At 29.4% G+C, this 21,858-nt stretch carries 22 protein-coding genes, 1 pseudogene and 1 other annotated feature; of the genes and pseudogenes, 13 read left to right on the forward strand and 10 right to left on the reverse strand.

Annotated features, from left to right (window positions below):
- Positions 1-245 precede the first annotated feature (245 nt).
- Entirely contained in the window at positions 246-731 is a 486-nt protein-coding gene (locus KTC94_RS17400; protein ID WP_220320398.1) for a CPBP family glutamic-type intramembrane protease, read from the reverse strand.
- Between the two features lie 1,576 nt (positions 732-2,307).
- On the opposite strand from KTC94_RS17400, the gene KTC94_RS17405 reads away from it, so the two are divergent.
- Together KTC94_RS17405 and KTC94_RS17410 are read left to right on the forward strand one after the other, a co-directional pair.
- Entirely contained in the window at positions 2,308-3,483 is a 1,176-nt protein-coding gene (locus KTC94_RS17405; protein WP_220287310.1) for a replication initiation protein, read from the forward strand.
- Between the two features lie 313 nt (positions 3,484-3,796).
- The gene (locus tag KTC94_RS17410) at positions 3,797-4,144 is read left to right on the forward strand and encodes a hypothetical protein (protein ID WP_220287309.1); all 348 of its coding nucleotides are present in this window, start codon (positions 3,797-3,799) and stop codon (positions 4,142-4,144) included.
- 160 nt (positions 4,145-4,304) lie between these two features.
- On the opposite strand, the gene KTC94_RS17415 is transcribed toward KTC94_RS17410, so the two are convergent.
- Positions 4,305-4,562 (reverse strand): Txe/YoeB family addiction module toxin, encoded by a 258-nt coding sequence (locus KTC94_RS17415; RefSeq protein WP_220287308.1) that lies wholly within the window; start codon positions 4,560-4,562, stop codon positions 4,305-4,307.
- The gene (locus tag KTC94_RS17420) at positions 4,555-4,809 is read right to left on the reverse strand and encodes a type II toxin-antitoxin system Phd/YefM family antitoxin (protein ID WP_220287307.1); all 255 of its coding nucleotides are present in this window, start codon (positions 4,807-4,809) and stop codon (positions 4,555-4,557) included. Before KTC94_RS17420 ends, KTC94_RS17415 begins: the two co-directional genes overlap by 8 nt.
- 776 nt (positions 4,810-5,585) lie before the next feature.
- Between KTC94_RS17420 and KTC94_RS17425 the strand changes: the two genes are divergently transcribed.
- Together KTC94_RS17425 and KTC94_RS17430 are read left to right on the forward strand one after the other, a co-directional pair.
- Positions 5,586-5,894: a hypothetical protein gene (locus tag KTC94_RS17425; RefSeq protein ID WP_220287305.1), complete on the forward strand. Its 309-nt coding sequence runs from the start codon at positions 5,586-5,588 to the stop codon at positions 5,892-5,894.
- Between the two features lie 1,460 nt (positions 5,895-7,354).
- A complete protein-coding gene (locus KTC94_RS17430; RefSeq protein WP_220287303.1) occupies positions 7,355-7,516 on the forward strand; it encodes a hypothetical protein in 162 nt (53 codons plus the stop codon).
- A gap of 290 nt (positions 7,517-7,806) precedes the next feature.
- Here the strand turns inward: KTC94_RS17430 and KTC94_RS17435 are convergent, their stop codons facing one another.
- The 7 genes and pseudogenes from KTC94_RS17435 to KTC94_RS17460 all read right to left on the reverse strand — a co-directional run bounded on the left by KTC94_RS17435 (position 7,807) and on the right by KTC94_RS17460 (position 10,720).
- Entirely contained in the window at positions 7,807-8,586 is a 780-nt protein-coding gene (locus KTC94_RS17435) for an N-acetylmuramoyl-L-alanine amidase (protein ID WP_220287300.1), read from the reverse strand.
- A gap of 187 nt (positions 8,587-8,773) precedes the next feature.
- A complete protein-coding gene (locus tag KTC94_RS17440; protein WP_220320397.1) occupies positions 8,774-9,010 on the reverse strand; it encodes a DUF2922 domain-containing protein in 237 nt (78 codons plus the stop codon).
- 58 nt (positions 9,011-9,068) lie between these two features.
- Positions 9,069-9,293: a DUF1659 domain-containing protein gene (locus KTC94_RS17445; protein WP_220287294.1), complete on the reverse strand. Its 225-nt coding sequence runs from the start codon at positions 9,291-9,293 to the stop codon at positions 9,069-9,071.
- A 143-nt stretch (positions 9,294-9,436) separates the two neighbouring features.
- A pseudogene (locus tag KTC94_RS17800) lies at positions 9,437-9,541 on the reverse strand (DNA replication protein DnaD); the annotation flags it as partial.
- Positions 9,542-9,634: 93 nt separating this feature from the next.
- Positions 9,635-9,790: a hypothetical protein gene (locus KTC94_RS17450; RefSeq protein WP_220320396.1), complete on the reverse strand. Its 156-nt coding sequence runs from the start codon at positions 9,788-9,790 to the stop codon at positions 9,635-9,637.
- 157 nt (positions 9,791-9,947) lie between these two features.
- Entirely contained in the window at positions 9,948-10,109 is a 162-nt protein-coding gene (locus tag KTC94_RS17455; RefSeq protein WP_220287292.1) for a YvrJ family protein, read from the reverse strand.
- 56 nt (positions 10,110-10,165) lie between these two features.
- Positions 10,166-10,720: a sigma-70 family RNA polymerase sigma factor gene (locus KTC94_RS17460; protein WP_258876023.1), complete on the reverse strand. Its 555-nt coding sequence runs from the start codon at positions 10,718-10,720 to the stop codon at positions 10,166-10,168.
- A 483-nt stretch (positions 10,721-11,203) separates the two neighbouring features.
- Here KTC94_RS17460 and KTC94_RS17465 point away from each other — a divergent pair, with 483 nt between their 5' ends.
- From KTC94_RS17465 to istB, 9 genes are all read left to right on the forward strand, one after another.
- On the forward strand, positions 11,204-11,767 hold the full coding sequence (locus tag KTC94_RS17465) for a tyrosine-type recombinase/integrase (protein ID WP_258280792.1): 564 nt from the start codon (positions 11,204-11,206) through the stop codon (positions 11,765-11,767).
- Between the two features lie 78 nt (positions 11,768-11,845).
- Positions 11,846-12,133, forward strand: a complete 288-nt coding sequence (locus KTC94_RS17470; protein WP_220287290.1) for a hypothetical protein — start codon at positions 11,846-11,848, stop codon at positions 12,131-12,133.
- Between the two features lie 660 nt (positions 12,134-12,793).
- Entirely contained in the window at positions 12,794-13,741 is a 948-nt protein-coding gene (locus tag KTC94_RS17475) for a hypothetical protein (protein WP_220287288.1), read from the forward strand.
- Positions 13,742-14,085: 344 nt separating this feature from the next.
- Positions 14,086-15,075 (forward strand): hypothetical protein, encoded by a 990-nt coding sequence (locus KTC94_RS17480; protein WP_220287285.1) that lies wholly within the window; start codon positions 14,086-14,088, stop codon positions 15,073-15,075.
- Positions 15,050-15,628: a hypothetical protein gene (locus KTC94_RS17485; RefSeq protein WP_220287282.1), complete on the forward strand. Its 579-nt coding sequence runs from the start codon at positions 15,050-15,052 to the stop codon at positions 15,626-15,628. The genes KTC94_RS17480 and KTC94_RS17485 overlap by 26 nt, the downstream gene beginning before the upstream one ends.
- Before the next feature lie 263 nt (positions 15,629-15,891).
- Positions 15,892-16,117 (forward strand) — a binding site (T-box leader).
- Positions 16,118-16,292: 175 nt separating this feature from the next.
- Positions 16,293-17,582 carry an aspartate--tRNA(Asn) ligase gene (aspS, locus tag KTC94_RS17490; protein ID WP_220287280.1) on the forward strand — a complete coding sequence of 430 codons (1,290 nt, stop codon included), beginning with the start codon at positions 16,293-16,295 and terminating at the stop codon, positions 17,580-17,582.
- 341 nt (positions 17,583-17,923) lie between these two features.
- Positions 17,924-18,925: a hypothetical protein gene (locus KTC94_RS17495; protein WP_220287278.1), complete on the forward strand. Its 1,002-nt coding sequence runs from the start codon at positions 17,924-17,926 to the stop codon at positions 18,923-18,925.
- Between the two features lie 558 nt (positions 18,926-19,483).
- Positions 19,484-21,046 (forward strand): IS21 family transposase, encoded by a 1,563-nt coding sequence (istA, locus tag KTC94_RS17500; RefSeq protein WP_304518694.1) that lies wholly within the window; start codon positions 19,484-19,486, stop codon positions 21,044-21,046.
- The gene (istB, locus tag KTC94_RS17505) at positions 21,034-21,777 is read left to right on the forward strand and encodes an IS21-like element helper ATPase IstB (RefSeq protein ID WP_220320588.1); all 744 of its coding nucleotides are present in this window, start codon (positions 21,034-21,036) and stop codon (positions 21,775-21,777) included. Before istA ends, istB begins: the two co-directional genes overlap by 13 nt.
- Positions 21,778-21,858: the final 81 nt, after the last annotated feature.

Consider the following 21,858-nt stretch of genomic DNA (forward strand, 5'->3'; position numbering starts at 1 on the left):
ACTAAATAATGTAGCATCACCTCTTAATTATCATATCTGAATTTTTCTATGCACGTGAACTATTTTAAATATCTTTCATTCGGACATCATAAGCTACTCGGAGTACGGGTACAGCCGACATACGTGTAAAAACCGGCCACATGCTGGATATTGATTCCAATACGTGACTTTAGTTGTTGAACAATATATAAAAGTTGCGTTGCAAAAAAAAGTTAATCAAAACGCTTCAAATATGAAAATTTATTTTATGAACTATAATTCATTTTATCTAAGTTTCTAATTTTTCGCATATTCGAAATAAAAATAAAAACTATATATATTAGTAATACTATGATTCCTATAGTAAAAGAGGTATTAAGTATTCCACAATTATGTGATAACCAAAAAACTTCATTTTGGGATATACCATTCATATTTCCCATACTAATTACTATGATTGAATCAAAAATATAGTGCATTATCAAAGGTGCAAAAAAAGTGTATTTTAATGCAAGCCATGCATAAACTATAGATAGAATTAATGTACCAGCAACCCTTGACATGCCATGATTAGGAATATGCCACTGTGTAAATATCATTTTATTCACTAAACCATTTAAATTCATAGAATTAATATTTTGCAGTTCGCTCCATCCAGTGAAATAATTAATTCCCTTACCTATTAACTGAGCCATGATTAAACCTAGAAAACCAATAATAACAACTTTACCAAATATTTTCTTTTTACACATATACCCTATACCCATAACATATGAAACAGTAATAATACCAAAACTAAACCACACAGGCATCGTTGGGGCAAATTTCCACTTAACTCCTGCCAAAATATGATTAATACAGTACTATTTTCACAAATAAACTTTGAACTTATAAATTGTCCTAAAGTGGATATAAGTGGAATACAAAATATAAATACCAGTATAGCTTGGAATAATAAATTATTTGGAATTTGTTTCAAACTCTTCTTTATGTTTTCCATTTTTATGCCCCTTTAATTTACAATTGTGTCTTATTGTTTTAAATATTATACCATTATATACTATTTTTATAAACATATAGAATCTACTAATACGAGACTGTACATGGAAACTGTCACAATGAGGTACACCCTAATGACACTATCAGAATATGTTTCACTGGGGTTATAAAAAGAATATATGAAATGTTTCAAATATAAATAGACTTGATGCAATTTGCCTTTTAAAAAAATGTCATTATAATTATATAAAATAATGTTAATAAACTAATCCCTAACACTAGTATTATAGGATTCCTAAACATCAAACCACATTGTAAATATACGCCTCCAGCAATAGCAAAAATAATACTTATTATTTGAGTTATAATAAGTTTTAAAACTTTTGGAATATTCTTCTTAATATAATTCACCTTATTCATTTAATACTTTGCCATATCATTGAAAACACTGATACTTCTACAGATATAGATGCATACTATGACACGTGTACGGGTACGTTCACGGTAACGTAACCAAGAACGTATACATTACCGTTAAAATTACAAATACGCGCTTAGTTAAATCATCTCCAGAGGAGCTGAATTGATGACTTCCGTATATATTTAATCCTTTTACAATTTCAAATAGCCTCTTATTAAAATAAATCTTTTCCTTACCCACCATTTGAGATGCTCATCGATGGATCAGTTTAATTACTAGCTCTATTTTTTTATGTTCAAACTATTGCGATAGTGTTTTTATATGCTTTATGGTGATTGTAACATTTTAAATTCACACAAAGGTACAAACTAACACGAAACAACTAAATGAGCTTACACGGCAAATAAACGAGTCTTTCCGCTATAACCTAAATGAGTATTAATAATATCAACTACTTAACCATAATAAACATTTAAGGACATGTTTCAGCTCCGCAGATGATGATTTAATCATAGTAAATCCTATGTTAACGGCAACCTATTTACGAACAGCTTAAACTTAATTATATAAAAAATGTAGTTATATTGTTAACTACTAATTCTAAACAACAGTTGTTGTTTTAGATAGTTTTAAATAAACAACAAGGTTTTAATACTTTTAGGCACCCTTCAAGTCGTTGATACTACTATGTTTGAGTATGCGAAAGGCAACCTATTTACGAATAAAGGCAACTTATTTACGAATAAGTCATTTTGAAAGGCAACCTATTTACGAACAAAGGCAACTTATTTACGAACAAAATCATTTTGAAAGGCAACCTATTTACGAATGTGCAACTCGTTTTATGAAAAGTTGTTGACAACTCAATTATTGAAATGTTATAGTTCCTGTGGGGAGGGGATTGGGAAATGATAACAGATTTAACAAAAGCAAATAATAATTGGATATATCAGAGCAATAAATTGATTGAAGCGTCTTATTCATTTACAGTATTGGAACAAAAATTAATTAGATTGCTCGCAAGTATGATAACAAAAGATGATGTTGATTTAAAAGAATATCAATTTTTAGCGACCGATTTAAGTAAGACCTTAAACATTCATAAAAGAAATATTTACAGGGAATTAGATCGTGTCACAGATAAATTAATGGCAAGGTTTATAAAAATGAAAAATGACGATACCGAAGAGTTTGATAAATTCCATTTAATAAAAACAGCAAAATTACGAAATGGGATATTAATATTGAAAATCGATGAAGATATGAAGTATTTTTACTTGAAACTGAATTGGTATACAAAATACCAATTAAAAAATATTATGCAATTTAAAAGTACTTATTCGTTTAGACTTTATGAGTTATTAAAACAGTATGAGGGCATAGGCAGTAGATTAATAAGTATTGCGGATTTAAGAATTGGATTAGATATCGAAAAAGAACAGTATCCAAAGTATTCAAATTTAAAACAAAAGGTAATAAATGTTGCTCAAAATGAAATAAATCTAAAAACCGATATATCATTTGATTATGAAGAAATCAAGACAGGTAGAAAAGTTACAAGTATTAAATTTTATATAAAGATCAATAAAGATAATGACATAGCAACAGACGAGGTTTGTGCTACTATGGTGACTAAATCTACCAGTGAGGAAAACAAGTACTCAATTGAGGATATAACGGTGGTACAAAACATCTTCAAAGAAGATATAACAGCAGACGATGCAAAATCTATATTAACCACTGCCAAAGGTAACTTAGAAATTATTAAAGAAAAGTATGATCTACCAAGAAAAACAGATGTCGCGAATATAGTTGGTTGGGTGCGTGACGCAATCACTGGCAATTATAAAGCACCTAAAGGCAAGACCAATGCTGTTGGTAGTTTCAATGACTACGAGCAAAGAAAGTATGACTTTGATAAGTTGGAAGATACTTTATTAGGTAAAAATGATGATAAATCAAATAAAGAAGATAATATGGGATGGGAAGAAAAAACTGCAGAGGGTATGAGTGTGAAGGATATGGTGGATGATGTGAGAAAAGCGTTGAACTCAGAGACTTCCACAGGGAGTGTAATCACATAGGTCAAATCATCTCCTGCGGAGCTGGGGTTTATAAGCCAAAATAGCCAATAGTTTAGATGGTCTTTACAAGAGGAATATTCTAAGTAAGCATTAAAAAGAGTTATAACTATACGAATACGGTAACGTGCACGTACATGTGACCGTGCACGGGAACATATTCATATTATGTTAAACTAATTTAAATAACCTGTCAACATGGTCTAATGTTGTTGAAAATACTATTTATCAACAATATTAGTGAGCTTTAGGCGGCGGCACTGTTGCCAATGATGTTGGTTGGTATCTAATCTTATAAGTTGGGGGTTTCTATAAAATGAATAATACTGATATTAGCAAACGGTTATCTGAATTAGAGAATAAACAAAAAATGCTATTTATAGGAGTTTGCAGAGCACTAGAAAAGCTTGGAATAGAACAAGATGATAATTTAGAATTATTTTGTATATCTCGATTTTCATACGAAGGTTTTGAAAATTTTAAGACATTTTTATTAGAAAATTCAATTAAGCTTCATAATGAAAATTTAAGCAAAGTTAAATTCATAAATAATTACAATGCTCTTTTCCCAGATAAAGAATCATTATTATCTAAGTTAATGAAATTAGTTGATAAATCAGATGAATTTGAACAAATATGTAGTTTATATTTTGATAGAATATAAGTATTTATTCAAAAAATAGCGTAGGGCAACGATTAATGGTGGGGTATAAGCTAACGGTTGACACTATCAGCCCCCGTATCGGACTTTCACCGACGAGTAAACGCCCATGCCAGGCACACTAAAAAAAGAAGGTGTTAACCCTCTTTTTTATCTTTTAAAGTTAGTGATAATGTCCTTTGCAGCTTGCAACATAGATATTTTCATCATCAATACTATATATAAGTCTATGAACATCTGTTATTCTTCGACTCCAATAACCGACCAACTCATGCTTTAATGCTTCCGGCTTTCCTAGACATTCATTTCCGTTTCTTTCAATGTCTTTTATAAGTTCATTAATTTTTCTTAATATTTTTTTATCCTCTGACTGCCAATATACATAATGCTCCCATGATACCTCTGAAAAAATCTTATTCATCAAGCAGTTCCCTTTTAATTCCCTTTCCCATTTTTAATTGGTCAATAGATTTCAACAATTCATTATAATAGGTGGGATCACTTCTAACGTACAAATTTTCCATAAGGTTATTATATGCTGATTCAGATAACATAACCACGTTGTCACCACGCTCGCGAGTAATAATAATGGTTTCAAAATCTTTTGTAGCTTTGTCGCAATAATTTTTAAAATTCTGTCTTACATTCGAGTAACCTATAGCGATCATAAAATCACCTCCATACATATATTGTACACTACTCTGTACAATATATGCAAAAATAATAATTGGGAATGTAATTATTCCATAAGTTTAACGACATTTCAGAAGGAAAGTCTCCCACTCCTATAAGTGGGAGTTACACACTATAACAAATAGAAAACTTCAGTGGGAGTATAAATTTCCTTCTGAAGTCGTTAATTTATCTTCTACGAAGCTGTTTCAGCTCCGCAGGAGATGATTTAATTAACAACCTAGTTTTACGCGCCACGCAAATTATTGGTATCAGTAGGGTTTAATAGTTTCTTAAGTGAAAGGTGATGGTGTTAAATATGAAAAATGAAGTATTTTCTCGAAAAGAATTATTATTTCTAATTACAATAGTTTAGAGAAATGTTGGCGAGATCCCATATTTAAAAACAAAAAAATAAAGAGCCTAGTATCAATAGACCCTTATGGGGAGAAATATATTTAATTGGGTGAACACCTTAAGAAGTTTGTCCACTTTTCATAAAAATATTCATTATATTAAAAAATAGTTTATATTAAATTTCATTCAATAAAATTTAAAGTGAGGTTGGGATTAAAAAGCTCACTTTAAATTTCTCAATGACTTTTATAATTCTTTTTTATCAACGCAAAAATGACATTTCGTACGTTAAGAAAATTAAAACCCTATAAATGTAAATACTTTACTCGTTAAGTAACGGTAATAATAGTATAATTAAATAAATGTTTTGTGTCGCAACAGTAAAATATTATGAATTAAACAGAGGAGGTCTACCATGAAAAATAAAGCAACTTTAATTTTTAGTATTGTATTAAGTGTAATATCATTAATATTAATTTTTATAGGTGCAGTATACAATCTTATATTATGTATCATAAGCATAATTTGCTTATTTATAGGCATTATAATATTAATTATTTGGAGTACCAATAGTTATAAATGGGTATGTGATAAATGTGGAGAAACCTTTGAAATTACTTTAAAGCAAAATATATTCGGGGTAAACGCTGGTGTAAATTATAAAAATTTGTATTGTCCTAAATGCCATAAGAAAACTATGTGTAAAGGTATATCTAAACAATAGCGAAAACAGTTCATAATTTTCATGAATTACGTCACAAACGAATGTACGATTTTGACTAAAATCATACATTCGTAAAAATAGCATAAAGCGTTGATATATAAAGCCTTATAGTAGATTTAACCAAAGCCTTTTTCCTTATTGTTTGAATGTATTGTTTTATCTAATATATTATAAATATAGTGGGATAGGTAGTAATTGAACCTGTTCTATCTATTTTATATGTACCAGAATTTCACAAAAATTTGTTTACATTTTTTGTGAAGTTTGTTATTATTAATTTAAACAATATACATAGCAGTGGAAGTCAGCAATATTAACCTTACTGCACTTACCAAATCGCATGATATTGTCGGAACAGCATACATAGCAACGGAAGGTATAGGGTTTTAACCTTATCACACTTACCAAATCGCATGATGTTGTTTTTTTATACCCAATTTAAAATAACTTTCTATAAAATAGGAATATAATTCTTGACTTTAGTGATGGGTCAATTCATATTTGGCACATGAAAAATAACAGTGTGATTACTTATGTTTAAATGCCTGTGATTTTTAAATAAATTAAAAAAATTTAGCTCTGTTTGCACCTCAAAACGGAACCCGTTGCTTTTTTAGCGTATTTTTATATTATGCCTACCCCATCAAATACCACTTGTGGTAAAAACCTTAGAATATCTCCCATAATAAAGCTCGAGTTTTCATTAAATCATCTCCTGCGGAGCTGAAACAGCTTCGTAGAAGATAAATTGACGACTTCTTGACAGAGATTTAGACTCCCACTGAAGTTTTCTCTTTGTTAGGGCAAGTAACTCCTACTTATAGTACGTGGGAGACTTTCCTTCTGAAATATCGTTAAAATAGTAAATTTAAAATTAAATCATTGGCCAAAATTTACGAGCAGCTATTTTATGAGAAAACCGTTAGCTGACGTAAGGAAACCTTCACACTTAAGATAACTACTAAACTTCTTTATTTCCGAGGAAAGAAAAATAGGTTGTACTATCAAAATTCAGTATATTTGCTATACAAGTATAGTAATGATTTATTAATTATTATGAAATATGGTTAATACAAATATATATAAATATTGAGTTTATATGGATTGTTAAGCATTTAGTTAAATTTAACTAAGCACTTAGAGACATGGATATATCACACATTGTTAATATAATGCATTTAATAAAAGAAGCAATACTAGCGCCAAAATGACCAATAACAATGTTAAGGTTTTTAATAATGGTAGGACTTGTTCCCCCTGTTTGTTGCAATTTCAATGAGCAATATTTTTTTTGAAATGAGCATAAAAGAAGCATTTGCATCTGCAGTGATATTTAATTTACTAGACTTGATAATTTTAGGAATAAGAAAAGTAGTAAGAAAGAAAAAATGAACATTAGCCTTACCATGGTAATTTAAATAATTTACATTAGGGCGGGATGTTAATATGGGGGAAGAATTATGAGAAAAATAAGAGCAATTTATATTGGTGATGTTAAACATAATCAGTGCCCGGTTTTTGAATTAAATATAGATACTGGTTGGTTTGAAATGTTGGAAGATAAGAGTTTTACATATGAAAAAGAGTGTATTTATGATGATGCAGATTTCTTGATTTTTTGATGTTGAAAATGATAGTGTTAACTTAGTAATTAGAAAAAAAGACTAGTAAATATATAAAATGGATATGTTGTTATAATTTAATGTTAATTATTTATACTAATATTAAATATTATAATATAGTAATAGTTTTTAATGCTATCATTTTATTGTATCCCCATTGAGATGCCTTTGAGGATACTATCCACGATGAATTATATACAAATTTAAGTTCTGCGGACTTAATCAAGTTTTTCACATAAGAAGATGAATAAAAAAGTAGCTAAGATATAACTCTTAACTACCCGAAGTAATTAAACTAGTTTAATATACCCCGCACTAACAAATCCGCCATGATTACCATAAAATATAGAATACCAATTACCTACCTTATTATCAATTTTAACTTTTTCATTTTTGTTTAGTGTCCCCAATATACTGGAATTTACATTTGCCCTCAACCTAACATTAAGTACGTATGCAGTAACTATCCCATGCTTTCCAGAAGATATAATTGGATTATTTGAAACTATAGTTTCTCCACTGAAATTTAATCCGAGGTATGCAAATATACCTTTTACTATTGCTAAAGCCACTTTTTCTTGATAAGCATTTGATAATAGTAAATTTTCTTCAGTTGGATTACTAATAAATGCAGTTTCTACTAATATAGCAACCATGCTAGTCATTCTAAGCACACCAAAATTAGCAGTTGTGCACCCTCTATTTGTTAATCCTGTAGCCTTTATTAATTCCGATTGTACTAGTTTAGATAATCCTGCACCACTCGAACTTTTCGGGTATGAAAATGTTTCTATTCCATGAGCTGATTTATCTGAAAAGCTATTTGCGTGAATTGATGTAAATGTATCACAACCATTATTGTTCGCGGTATTAGCTCTTTGTGCTAATGTTAAATAGACATCTGTAGTTCTTGTATATATCACCTTTTGTCCTCTTTCTACAAGTATCCTACCAACTTTTTTACCAATAGCCATAACAAGGTCCGCTTCATGGGAATGATCCCCTACTGCTCCAGAATCTGTTCCTCCGTGACCAAAATCAACGCAATGTGTATATATTTTATTACTCATAATAACAATTCCCCCTCTTATTTTTTAATTTTTTGTAATCCTATTTCTATCTATTTTTAACTAAAAAAAATTCCACCAAGTTAATCCTTAGTGGAATATTTCGTGGTGCTCAGCATCGCAGATGATGCCAGTACCAAAGGTGATGACCAGCACCGCAGGTGATGATCTATAGCACCGCAGGTGATAACTATGCTACTTCAATTTCATTAGTGTCAGTAGTAATTACTTTAGCATCTTTCTTGCCAGTTAAGCTACCATTCGCTGATGCAAAAATGTTCTTTGCAATAACTAAATCCATAAGAGCATTTACTTCAGCGTCTTTTATAGTTGGAACTCCCTCTTCATCAGTTTTAATGTCATCTACGCTTAAAGTAAAATACTTACCTTCTATAGATGTTAAAAATCTCATAACTAATTTATGCATATGTCTTTTCCTCCTTTTAATTATTACTTAATTTAGCCCTGAATTTTAAGCTGAAAAACTATTCCATAACTAAACTGGATTGATCTTGTCTGTCTAGTGTAAATAATGGATAAGTTTTAATGTTAGATATAGCTTTTCCTATTGCAAAAATGTCTTCATCATTTGCAGTAACTTTTAAATTACCTAATGTTTTTGTTGCGAATTTGTCGTTGCCATCGATATCGACCCCTACTTTCATAGTGAGTTTTAGTGCGCTTGCTACCTTTGTAGATACAACTGCCATATTGATTGCCCCCCTTCATTTTGTTTTTCACTGAATATATATGTCCTTCAAATTTTTTTGGCGGTTAATTTAAAAATAAAAACAAAGACAAAGACAAAGAAGGTATAGCTAATATAGCTACACCTTTGATTACTCTAAACAATTTATATCACATCTATTTGTTTCCATCCGAGCAACTGCTTCTCCAATTCATCAAAATCGTAGGAGCGTTGCTCGTAGTCATTGAATTTATCAGCTTTAATGACAGTTCATAAGGAAAGTCTCCCACTACTACACGTGGGAGTTACGTACCTTAACAAATAGAAAACTTCAGTAGGAGTACAAATCTCCTTGTGAAGTCATTAATATTTCAGCTCCGCAGGAGATGATTTAACTTTGCCTTTAGCAGGCTTATAGTCTTTTTTTATTGCATCTATAAGCCATCCAACTACATTACCAATTTTAGCTTTGACCATAAATAGGTTGCCTTTAACCATAAATAAGTTGCCTTTGACCATAATAGTTTGCCTTTAGAATTTCAAGGCCAGTCATACCAATGCTTTGAGGTACATATAAAACTATTAAAACAACAACAAGGAGCATACCCATAAATAAGTTATATTTGTTGTTGTTCTCTAGAACATATAAAAAAATAAGAATACCAATCTGGCACCCTTATTTTTCGTATTTTCCTATAACGGTGGATATAACTATAGTTAAATCTGCGATAGATTTATTGAGATCCTCAATTTTCTTCTCAAACCTAACCAAAAGATATACGCTCACACTTATAGGGAAGCCAACTGTATTAACCAGTTTAATAAATACATCATACATAATGCATTCCTCCCTCACCGCTATAGCTAATATATATGATTTTTCTAATTGTTTTCTTAAATATATTTTCTAAGCTTCTTTAACGCTTTATTTTTAACCCTTACATAATGATAATAACTATGCGGACCATCGCAAGCTATTTCACGAAGACTATCATCAAAAATATAGAATCTCTCCACAATGTCTCTCTCATATGGATCTAACTTTTCTAAGGCATCATATAGCCTTTTAACTTCCTCGTACGCTATCACTTCATCCTCTAAGGTAAATTCATATGTTGCAGTGGCATTGGCCTCTATAGGCTCTGCATTTGGCACTTCTCTATAATGTTTTATCTTTCCTTTTAAAAGAGCTTTAAAATTAGTTCTGATGCTATTTATACAGTAACCATCAAAAGTATTACTACCTAGTTTATAAAGATTAACTGCCTTTATAACTGAAAGATATCCCTGTTGCACTAGGTCTTCAAATTCATAAGAGGGTATGTGGTAACTTGCAGCTAACTTAATTATCAAAAACTTATACCGTTCAATAATGTCCATCAAAGATTTTCTATCCCCATTTTTTGCTTTTTCAACTAAAATTTCCAGTATAAACACCACCCTTTTCATTTCTTATATCTATTATACATAATTTTCTATAAATGTTAAATAATTTTTTTAAATTTTTTTAATTATTTTAAAATTAATGTTTTAAAAATAACATTACATAAATAATAAGTTTTAAATAATAATGACAATTAATGTCTTTACATTAATTGTCATTATGGTTTTCCATAGTCAATGTGTTTCTAATCTGACACAAGCCCTTTGTGTCAGATAACGAATGGCTTCAAATCTAGTGTTGTAATAAAATGTAATTTACCATTTCCGTCTAATCTGACATATTGACTATTATTCAATTATTGTGTAATATAAAAAATGGTAATTTTATATTGCGACATGATGTTCTATAAAATCACCTTGAAAACATGACATATACGACTATATTTAACAAATTTAGTGATAGTTTACTTAATTGTTAAATCTTTAACGGAAGGATGATGTAAAATTAAAACTGTAGAACCCATAAGAGAAATAAGGACCATAAGAATTATGAGATCGTATTTAAGAGATCAAAGCCTTCGAAATGAGCTGTTATTTATTCTTGGAATAAATGTTGGACTTAGAATAAGTGATATTTTAAAATTAACATTTGATGATGCCATGAATTTCAAGAACATGAGTGCCAAAGAATATGTAATAATCACAGAAAAGAAAACCTCAAAAACCAAAAAGTTTTACATAGGCTCCATAGTAATTAAACTAATTGAAGGTTATGCGGCTACTTTGGAAGAAGTGCTACCACATATGTATGTGTTTTGTAGTAAGAAATCAGAAAACAAACCAATATCTCGTCAACATGCCTGGTATATATTAAATAATGCTGCTGAAATGATAGGCCTCGTTGAAAGGGACCATAATGGAAAGATAATATCCGGAGAAATCGGGACCCATTCGATGCGCAAAACCTTTGGTTACCATGCTTATACGAGCGGCACCACCATAGAGCTGTTAATGGAGATATTCAATCATTCATCCAAATTACAAACTTTAAAATATATAGGAATAACTGAGGATCAGAAAAAGGAAGTTTATTTGAGTAGCAATTTGGGATGATTAAAAAATAGAGAATTATGTTATAATTTTCCTATATACTAAACGGTTGGACTTAACGAATAAGAAAGGATGAGTAATATGATTCGTAAAGCTTCATTAAAGAAAATCAATGATGTGATTCAGTGGATTGTTAGCATTGCGTTGATAGGTGTCGGTATTTACTACTTTTTTATCAGTAAGGATATGTTTAAAGAAATGGGTTGGCTTATTGTGTGGAGTGGTATTGGTATTTTGAATGCAGGGCGAATTATTGATTCCAAATTTTTTGAAGATAATTTAAGTTGGAAAAATAATTGGCAAAACATTATACAGATGCCTATGTCTGCAGCGATTGTTGTTTGTGAAATAAAAAGATTGTGGTTCTAAATTGATTTTTTTAATGATTTGCTAAAATGTAAGACATTCAGGGGAAATCTAATAAAAAGATAGAGAAGCAAGGTTATTAATCCTGCTTCTCTATCTTTTTCAAAATGCAATATGTTTTAACGACATTTCAGAAGGAAAGTCGCCATCTTATTTATGTGCTATGCAATACGTGTCCTAAATTCAATTTCTGTACTAAAGTTGTAGGGGTTTTGTTATAAATTATAATATCACTTTCTATTATATCACCCACAAATAAAATGTCCCACCTGGTGCGCATTGTAAAGAGGCGTGGTGGGTTCTATTAATAATAGTATATTCAAAAAATAAATAAATTACACCTTTATCTTTGTCTATATTCATTCATAGATGTTCATATAGTGAAATTAACATCTATATTCTATTATCATCATACTTTTCCCTTTATAATCTCCTAATTGTTAATTTCACTATAAGTTAGCAAGCGCAGACGTGTGCCCTCTCCTCCGTAGAACTCCTCTGATGGTGACCAGGCATATTTCAAATTCAATTTTTTATTGAATTTTTTATATTATAGAGGTATACTGTAAATAATACTCTGTAAACATCAGTAAACATACTAATATTAATGAATTTCAACAAAAATAATTGTAAACATTATTTAAATATAAAGGAGGCCATAAAATGGCAGATAATAATAATCCCTTTTCAGTAAGAATGGAAGCAGATGACAAAGAGAAGCTCATGGAACTCATTCAAGGAAGCGGCAAAAGCAGTAAAGAATTTATGGGGATCCTTATGGGTGCTTATGAATTAAACAAGGTGAAAATAGATATACCAGAGGTAGCAGAGGACATTAATCACCTCGAAGCATTAAGTAATCAGATCAATACTATATATGTAAACATGGCTAAACGAATACAAACTATAGATGAATCAAAGGTGCTGCAGTTTAATAAAGATATGGAAATCTATAAGAGTAAAATAGAAAGTTTAAATGTTGAAAATGAAACATTAAAAACAGATAAAGAAGATATGGAAACTACACTTCAGGGATCTTTTAATATAAGTGATGAGCTTAAGAAGCAGGTAAAACAATTAAGTGAAATCACAGAAAGTAATAAGGCCTTAATTCTAGAATATAAAGAAAAAAATGACACACTTGCAGGCCTTGTTACGGAATATAAAGGGTTTAAGAATGAAAATGAAACAGTTAAAACCTTACTTGCAGATAGTCAGGCAAGAAAAATAGATCTTGAGAATAAAATAATATCCAAAGACATCGAAGTCGATACCTTAAAAACAAAACTGGAAGCTGTAGCTGTGGAAGCTCAAAAACAAGCAACTAGATTTGAAGAATTAAAAGAGTTTGAAAAGGAAAAAACATTGCTAGCTATGCGAACTTTAGAAACAAAAATGGAAGCTACAGTTACCGAAGCCCAAAAGGAAGTAACTCGAATTTCCCAGCTGAAAGAATTTGAAAAGGAAAAAGCACTACTACAGCAGGAAAAGTTATTTAATAAGAAGATGCAGGAGCTTCAAGAGCAGTCTAATAAAAAGATATTAGAATACCAAAAACAGGCAGAAGAATATATAAGAGAGATGCAGAGACAAAGCCCAAATAAACTCTAGTGTTAGTAATTAGAATAAGACCAAATGGAATATAGGGCGTGCTTTCGGCCCTATATGAAATGCGGTAGTATTAAATTAACTATTGATAATTACGCACTCTTATTACTAGATAAAAGGCATACAATATAATTTTCGTTATATTGTATGCCTCTTAACTTTAATGCAATACCAATAGATTCAAGGATCATTCACTATAACCTTTATTATAATGTATGGTTGGTGTAGTTTAAATGTCAAAACTTATATATGGTATAATTGAGCAAATAAGCTAATTATGACTTGTATTATATAATATATAGTTTGAGAGAAGGGTTTGGAATAAAAAAGGGGGATACTTACTTAAGATGAATAATATAGCATTGGTATTATATGTTATAAGACTTCGGGGTATAGATGATAATAAATATGTAAATTTAGATAATGTAAATGGAAAGCCATTTATAAATGTATTTAATGATTATTGTCTAAGCAGAAAAAACATTTCTTGTAATGAAGAACTAGGAAAAGCTATTAATATAAAAAATTTAACTATTGACGATGATATTTTTCATGGTCAGTTAGAAACAGGAAACTATGGTTATTCCAGTGAGATAAAAAGTATATCAACAAGTAAAACAACTCATAAAAAAACAATAGAAGAGGCTGATATGATGCCATTATTCTTTTATGCTTGTATACCAAAGGATGCATATAAGGGTCTATTTGCACTTGAGAAATTTAGAACTTTTGGTTGCAAAACAATTTTCGAAAATGATTTAAATCAATTTTTTGAAGATAATAAATATAAAATTAAAGGTACGTTACATCCAATACTTCCGGAAAATGTAGCAAAACAATATTTGACATCAGGAGGTATATGTAGAATGAGATTGGTAAAACATACAGTCCCTAAAGATATAGCTGATGTATATAAAGAAGAGTATAGGAATGGAGAATTCGGAACATTTGAGTATGTAATTAACCCTAAGAAAAATAAATTTTTATCTTTTAAAAAGCCTATAAGTAAATTTTTAAATAATACAATTGGACTAAAAAATATAATAGAAATTGATGGAATAGAATATGATAATATAAAAGTTGAGTTATTAATTGGTAAGAAGAAGAGGACCATAAGTTTAAATAATTTAAATAATTTAACGGGAGATATAGATATATCAGATGATGTCGAATTTGAAATTGATGGTCATCCTAAATATGAAAGCATTTTGGAAATAGCACAAGATATTGTTGAAGAATATGTAGAAATTATTGATTATAAGAACTATAGACTTAAGGAGAATGCAGGTGTGAATAGAAAGGAAGAGATTAATGAAACACCTATTACTATACATTAATGACTATAAAATTATATTAACTATCGTAAGTTTAATTGTAATAACATTTATCTTAAAAACTAATGATAAATCTAAAATAAATATTGTAGATTTAATAAGAAAACATTTTAGTACTCTAAAGGTATTTGGTACTGGAAAGGTAGATAAAAATGATATAAACATATTTTTTATCCTACCTATTTTCATAGCTATAATATTAGCATTATATATGAAAATAGATGATACTAGGCTTGGTATTATAGTTACAGCATTTACTATATTTATAGGATTACTGTTCAACATATTAGCGATATTATTAGCATTTGATGGTGAAAGGAATAAAAAGATAGATAAGATTTTTATAAAAGAAGTTTTATACAATGTTTCATTTTCAATCATTGTAGCTATTTTAGTTATAGTAGTATCTCTATTCATGTTTATAAAATTCAACTCTATTATACATGTACTATTAGATTTTATATTATTATATTTAATTTTAGTTTTTATACTAACCTTGTTTATGGTATTAAAAAGGTTGTTTAATTTATTAACGGAAAAAATAGATAATAATTAGGATGGTATTAAGAAATTTAAGTTATGGATAAAATTGTAAATAGTGCATAAAAGGGGTGTATATTCTCAATTAGACACTAAAAATGTTATCAAAGGAGTATATATTGTCACACATAAAATAAAAAATGAGGGTGTAGGCTAGTTATAGAGTTTTATTAAATGTCGTGAAATTAATTATTTCACGACATTAACTATGTATAATTCTATTTAATTTTCCTATTGATTTAGCAAACAATAAGTAATATAATGTAATAAATGAATATTCATGATTCTGTGAAGAGAAGAGTAAATGTTATCTGAGTATCTAAAGCGAATGGAGAATGGTGGAAGCTCCATGAGAAAAGTAATATTGAAAGACATCTCTGAGAAGTTTATCTGAACATTAAAGTAAGATAAATCGGATTCCTCCGTTATAGGGAATTGAGATGGCGTAGTTTAATAAACTTTGTCAAAGTAGGATGGTACCGTGGAAAAAGTTTTCACTTCTATAAATAAGAAGTTGAGGCTTTTATTTTTTTGTTCAGAATGGGGCCCATTCTGAATTGTATACTACTATTTTGTAGAGCTTATTAAATTATGTTAATTAGGGTGGCACCGCGAATTTCGTCCCTTGAGTTTTTTACTCAAGGGATTTTTTACTATCAATTTTAAAGGAGAGATTGTATATGAAAAGAGTTATGATAAATGAAATAGACAATTTAATAGGTAAGAAAATACAAATCAAAGGGTGGGTTTATAGAGTAAGAAAGTTAAAAACTATAACATTCATTATAATGAGGGATAGAACTGGTTTTGTACAATGCATTGCAGAAAATAATGCTGTAGATATGAGTACAATAAAGTTAGAATCAGTAATATCAATCTTTGGGGAAGTAAAAGAAGATAAAAACGTGTTAAATCCTTATGAAATAGTAATTGAAGAATTTGAAATAATTAATAGTGCAACAGAAGAATTACCAATAGAAATAAATAAATCTACTTTAGACATTAACTTAGATACTATGTTAGATAATAGAGTTTTGAGCCTACGTCACGAAAAAATCAATTCAATATTTAAAATACAAAACCTGATTGTACAAGGGTTTAGGTATTTCTTATCTAAAGAAGGTTTTACAGAAATTTTCACACCTAAAATTGTGGCTGAAGGTGCTGAGGGAGGAACAGAAGTATTTGAATTGAAATATTTTGAAAAAAAAGCATACCTAGCTCAAAGTCCTCAATTTTATAAACAGATGATGGTAGGTGCCGGATTTGAAAGAGTTTTTGAGGTAGCTCATGTATATAGGGCAGAAGAACATAATACTAGCAGGCATCTTAATGAATATGTTAGCATGGACTGTGAGATGGGATTTATTGAAGATGAAAAAGATATAATGGATTTGGAAGAAAATTTAATTATATTTATAATAAACAAAACATTTCAAGAGGGGAAAAAATATTTAAAAATATTAAATGTAGATTTACCTAAATTAAATACAAAGATTCCAAGAATAAAATTTAGTGAAGCATTAGAAATATTGAGAACTGAATATAATAAATCAGATTTAGATGGAGATTTAGATCCTGATGCAGAAAAATTGATTTGTAAATATTCAAAAGAGAAACTTGGGTGTGATTTTATTTTTTTAACACATTATCCGAGAAAAAAAAGACCAATGTATACAATGCCTTTAGGTGAAAATGAAACTCATAGCTTTGACTTATTATTTAGAGGAGTAGAAATTACAACAGGAGGTCAAAGAATTCACGACTATAACATGTTAATTAATAATATTAAATATAAAGGTTTAACACCAGAAGTTTATCACAATTACACTTCTGTTTTCAAATATGGAATGCCACCACATGGAGGACTTGCAATTGGACTTGAGAGGATTACAGCACAATTACTAGGCTTAGAAAATGTAAGAGAAGCATCATTATTTCCAAGAGATAGAATAAGATTAGCACCATAAGTGTAATTATCACATAGCCAGTAACCTTTAATAGATATATTAGATCATATTAAGGGTTACTGGCTATTATTGTTGGATTTATAATCAGTATTAAATTTTTTAAACCTAAAATTTTATGTTTCCATAGGTGTGAAAGTAACACAATAGTAATTGTGTTACTTTCACTTTGAGTCTATAAGCTAGATGTTCATATACTACAAAAGTCGTGAAAATTTATTTTCACGACTTTGTAAGTCTCATTGGTGTAATAAAATATATTTAAAAAATAAAAAAATTGAACTGGATAATTTACTTAATTCTCAGTTAATGGTATTGTTTAACATGACGGTGAGGTGATATGTATGCATTTAAATACTCCATTTATAAAAAGTTGTATAATTGAGATTTTGAAAGCTATTTTAACTTTAGTTTTTGGTTACTTTAGTTTTAACATATATCAAAGATACAAAAATAAAAAGGATAACAATAAGTTATATGTTCAATTTCTAAAACTTGAGAAAGAAATGATAAATAATAAAACCATAATTGATAATGCTTTAAATGAGTATATATCTCTTGAAGAATTAAACAAACAATTTTATATTGATAATAGCCTAGATACTAATTTAGTAGACCTATATTACTGTGTTAGTCAATTAAATATATATAAAGAAGTACATGTGGAGCATGATAGATATGGGGAACCAGTAAGTGAAGTTACAATATATACGGAAAAACCATATGAATTTATTATGGAATACGAAGCTGACTTATCTTATCTTAAGGAAGACTATCGTGGAAATTCTGATGAAATAAATGATATTGAACGTTCTATTGAAAAGCTTAATAACAAAAATATTTTTAATGACTTTAATGATTTAGAAATTAAATTATTAAAATTTATTGGTAAATCATTTGTATTAGCACCTCAAATAAAATTTTTATATGAAAAAATTAGTAAATTTAATAAATCTAAAGAAAAAATAAAATATTTAACAAGATTTTGCGAATTTATTTTGAGTGAAGAAAACGAATTTAAAAACTCTTTTGATAATTACAATGAAATAATAAGGATTAATAAAAAATTAAATGTAAATAGTAAAGCTTTAGAACTGGATGTAAAATTTACTTTATGGGGAAAAATAGATGCTGATTTATTAGCAGTTTATGATGCAGAGCTATATTTGCAGCTAGAGGAATTTTATACAGAGTTAAATACTTTTAATATATATATAAATAGAAAAGAAACTTTGGATAAAGCAAAAAATATTATAGTGAAAGATTTAGAACCCATTATAAGCGATAATAAAAAACGCTTAAAAAAGATATTATTAAAAACCAATAAATTATTTAAGTCGATTTAAATAAATACATACGTAATGTATTGTAACGAATGAAGACCTGTTAAGCATTGTGGTGCTTAACAGGTGGAGAATCTTTGTAGTATAGAATATGAGGCTAATTAAGAAATAGCTGTTATTTAGAAGAATTAGTTGATTCTACATTAAAATATGAAATAAGAGGGGGGAAATTTAATGAAAATAATTAATTAGGATTGTATCAAAATATGTAAGACAAATGAAGGACCCAGTTGATAACCTCATATCTAACGATGTGGGGTTTACTTTATTTAGATTATATTAATATTCTGAAAGTAACACAAATGTAATTGTGTTACTTTCACATTGGGTCTATTGCCTATTCCTTTAAAACTTCATTTTGAATGTAACATAACGTGTTAACTCTTTACTTTGAATGTGTTATAAATCCCTCTTAATATAATACAAAGACCAGCTGTTAGCGGTAAACTAAAAGGGTGATATTTCGGCAAACAAAAAAGGAGAATAATTTCCAGTTAAGTACAATAATAATTCCTTCTCTGATACAATTAGAGATATATTTTACAGAGGGGGAATTTAAAATTGAAAGGATGGAATATGTTTAGTGAAATAAAACAATATAAAGCACTTGGATTTAATAAATCACAGGTTGAAAGAGCTCTAAATATAAATTACAAAACAGTTCAAAAGTATTGGGACATGGATCCTGGTGAATATGCTAAAGTCACTATTCAATCGAAGAATAGACATAAAAAAATTGATATCTACAAAGATGATATTTTAGAATGGATTACTGATTTCAGAGATATGTCAGCAGCACAAGTACTTGATTGGATAAAGGAAAGATATGGTGATGTAAAATTTAAAGAAAGGTCTTTAAGGCTTTATATTAGTAATTTAAGGAAAGAATACAATCTGCCTAAGGCTTCGCCAATAAGACAATTTGAGGAAGTACATGAACTTCCCATGGGCTACCAAGCTCAGGTTGATATGGGTCAAATATGGCTCAAAAGATTAAATGGAAACAAAGTAAAAGTGTATTGCTTTGCAATGGTTTTATCACATTCAAGGTATAAATACATACTTTGGACAGACAAACCATTTACTACCGCCTCTTTTATTGATGCTCATAATCGAGCTTTTGAATATCTTGGTGGTATGCCTATTGAAATAGTGTATGACCAAGATCGTGTGCTTGCAGTAGCCGAGAATTCTGGAGACATTATTTATACCGAAGGTTTTCAAAATTATATTAATACTATGAAATATAAAGTTAGGCTTTGTAGAGGTTTTGATCCTCAAAGTAAGGGGAAAATAGAATCTGTGGTAAAATACTCAAAATATAACTTTGCTATAAACAGAGTATTTATAGATGTTGATTCCTTTAATGAAGACTCATTCAAATGGCTAGATAGAACAGGCAATGGTAAAAAACATGAAATAACGAAAAAAATACCGGCAGAAGTGTTTGCTCTCGAAAAGAAACACTTGCTACCAGTACCTGAACTCTTTGAAAAAAATTCATTTAATACTAGTTTAACTTATGCTGTACGAAAAAACAATGTAATTTTGTATAAACAGAACAGGTATCAAGTGCCCAAAGGAACTTATAGCCCAGGTAAAGAACTTAAATTAATGATAAAAGGCTCCAAAATGAATATAGTTGATTTTGATACAGGTGTATTAATAGCAAGTCATCAAGTAAGTACAAGGCAGGGTGAACTTATAAAAATAATTCATCCCGAAAGGGATATTCACAGTTCTATTGACCAAGTTTATGAAAGATTGTTTTTTGCCCTCGGTAAAACTGAAAATGCAAAAATGCTACTAGATGGCATAAAACGTGAAAAACCAAGATACTGCAAAGATCAATTTGGTTCAATACTAAATATAGTACATTCATATGAAGCTTCGCTAATAGAACAAGCATTGAATTATTGTGTTATACGAAACTTGTGGAGTGCTGGAATGTTTAAAGAAACCCTTGAATATCTTGCGATACAGGATATTGCAAAAGTTGATAAAAAATCTGTAATTGACAAGTTATCTATACCATCAAAGTATAGAGGGTTAAAACCGGAAGTAAGAAGTATAAGTGACTATATTGATGCTTTGAAGGAGGACAAGCAATCATGGAGAAATTAGAATTAATCAAAGAGTATGCCAAAAATCTTAAGCTAAACTATTTAAATGTAGATGCAGATAAAATTATTGAAAAAGGTGAGTTAGGTAATGTTTCCTATCAAGACTTTCTATTATCAATACTTAAAAATGAGGTTGTTTTGAAAGATCAGAAAACACAAGAAAAAAGACTTAAATATGCTGACTTTCCAGTTAAAAAGACAATGGAGGAATTTGATTTTCTATTTCAAAAATCAATAACAAAGAAACAAATAAACAGACTCATGGAAATGGAATGGATAGATAGGATGTATAATCTTATATTTTTAGGCCCACCGGGCGTTGGGAAGTCTCACACAGCTATTGCCTTGGGTTATAAAGCCGTTGAGGCAGGTTATAAGGTAAGTTTTGTAACTATGGATAATCTGATGCATGTTTTGAAAACTCAGCAGATATCAAGAAAAAGCAAAGGTAAACTAAATAGAATCCTTTCTTCAAGCCTCGTTATAATTGATGAGGTCGGATATCTTCCTATAACTAGAGATGAGGCTAATTTGTTCTTTCAATTAATATCATCCCTTCATGAACAGGCATCACTAATTATAACTTCTAACAAAGGATTCGAAGAATGGGTAGAGCTTTTAGGAGACCCAGCATTAACAACAGCTGTATTAGATAGAATATCTTATAGGTGCGAACTTTTTAACATGATTGGAAAGAGCTATAGGTTGGAGCACAGAAAATCTATATTTTAGCAGTTAAATGGGAAAAATATACTGGGATAAATTCAGTAAAATAGTTTGCCGAAATTTCTCCAAAAGTACTTGCCAATAACA

It is taken from the genome of Clostridium sp. CM028 (assembly GCF_030585565.1).
GTDB classification, from domain to species: domain Bacteria; phylum Bacillota; class Clostridia; order Clostridiales; family Clostridiaceae; genus Clostridium_AD; species Clostridium_AD estertheticum_B.

Excerpts from the sequence above, each read along its gene's own strand:
- KTC94_RS17435 (WP_220287300.1), bottom strand. The coding sequence starts at position 8,586 with ATGAGTAATAAAATATATACACATTGCGTTGATTTTGGTCACGGAGGA.
- KTC94_RS17410 (WP_220287309.1), top strand. The coding sequence starts at position 3,797 with ATGAATAATACTGATATTAGCAAACGGTTATCTGAATTAGAGAATAAA.
- KTC94_RS17415 (WP_220287308.1), bottom strand. The coding sequence starts at position 4,562 with ATGAATAAGATTTTTTCAGAGGTATCATGGGAGCATTATGTATATTGG.
- KTC94_RS17405 (WP_220287310.1), top strand. The coding sequence starts at position 2,308 with ATGATAACAGATTTAACAAAAGCAAATAATAATTGGATATATCAGAGC.
- KTC94_RS17485 (WP_220287282.1), top strand. The coding sequence starts at position 15,050 with ATGAAACACCTATTACTATACATTAATGACTATAAAATTATATTAACT.
- KTC94_RS17445 (WP_220287294.1), bottom strand. The coding sequence starts at position 9,293 with ATGGCAGTTGTATCTACAAAGGTAGCAAGCGCACTAAAACTCACTATG.
- KTC94_RS17420 (WP_220287307.1), bottom strand. The coding sequence starts at position 4,809 with ATGATCGCTATAGGTTACTCGAATGTAAGACAGAATTTTAAAAATTAT.
- istB (WP_220320588.1), top strand. The coding sequence starts at position 21,034 with ATGGAGAAATTAGAATTAATCAAAGAGTATGCCAAAAATCTTAAGCTA.
- KTC94_RS17400 (WP_220320398.1), bottom strand. The coding sequence starts at position 731 with ATGTGTAAAAAGAAAATATTTGGTAAAGTTGTTATTATTGGTTTTCTA.
- KTC94_RS17480 (WP_220287285.1), top strand. The coding sequence starts at position 14,086 with ATGAATAATATAGCATTGGTATTATATGTTATAAGACTTCGGGGTATA.
- KTC94_RS17425 (WP_220287305.1), top strand. The coding sequence starts at position 5,586 with ATGAAAAATAAAGCAACTTTAATTTTTAGTATTGTATTAAGTGTAATA.
- KTC94_RS17450 (WP_220320396.1), bottom strand. The coding sequence starts at position 9,790 with ATGGTCAAAGGCAACTTATTTATGGTTAAAGGCAACCTATTTATGGTC.
- KTC94_RS17470 (WP_220287290.1), top strand. The coding sequence starts at position 11,846 with ATGATTCGTAAAGCTTCATTAAAGAAAATCAATGATGTGATTCAGTGG.
- KTC94_RS17460 (WP_258876023.1), bottom strand. The coding sequence starts at position 10,720 with ATGAAAAGGGTGGTGTTTATACTGGAAATTTTAGTTGAAAAAGCAAAA.
- KTC94_RS17455 (WP_220287292.1), bottom strand. The coding sequence starts at position 10,109 with ATGTATGATGTATTTATTAAACTGGTTAATACAGTTGGCTTCCCTATA.
- KTC94_RS17475 (WP_220287288.1), top strand. The coding sequence starts at position 12,794 with ATGGCAGATAATAATAATCCCTTTTCAGTAAGAATGGAAGCAGATGAC.
- KTC94_RS17430 (WP_220287303.1), top strand. The coding sequence starts at position 7,355 with ATGAGAAAAATAAGAGCAATTTATATTGGTGATGTTAAACATAATCAG.
- KTC94_RS17465 (WP_258280792.1), top strand. The coding sequence starts at position 11,204 with ATGAGATCGTATTTAAGAGATCAAAGCCTTCGAAATGAGCTGTTATTT.
- KTC94_RS17440 (WP_220320397.1), bottom strand. The coding sequence starts at position 9,010 with ATGCATAAATTAGTTATGAGATTTTTAACATCTATAGAAGGTAAGTAT.
- KTC94_RS17495 (WP_220287278.1), top strand. The coding sequence starts at position 17,924 with ATGCATTTAAATACTCCATTTATAAAAAGTTGTATAATTGAGATTTTG.
- aspS (WP_220287280.1), top strand. The coding sequence starts at position 16,293 with ATGAAAAGAGTTATGATAAATGAAATAGACAATTTAATAGGTAAGAAA.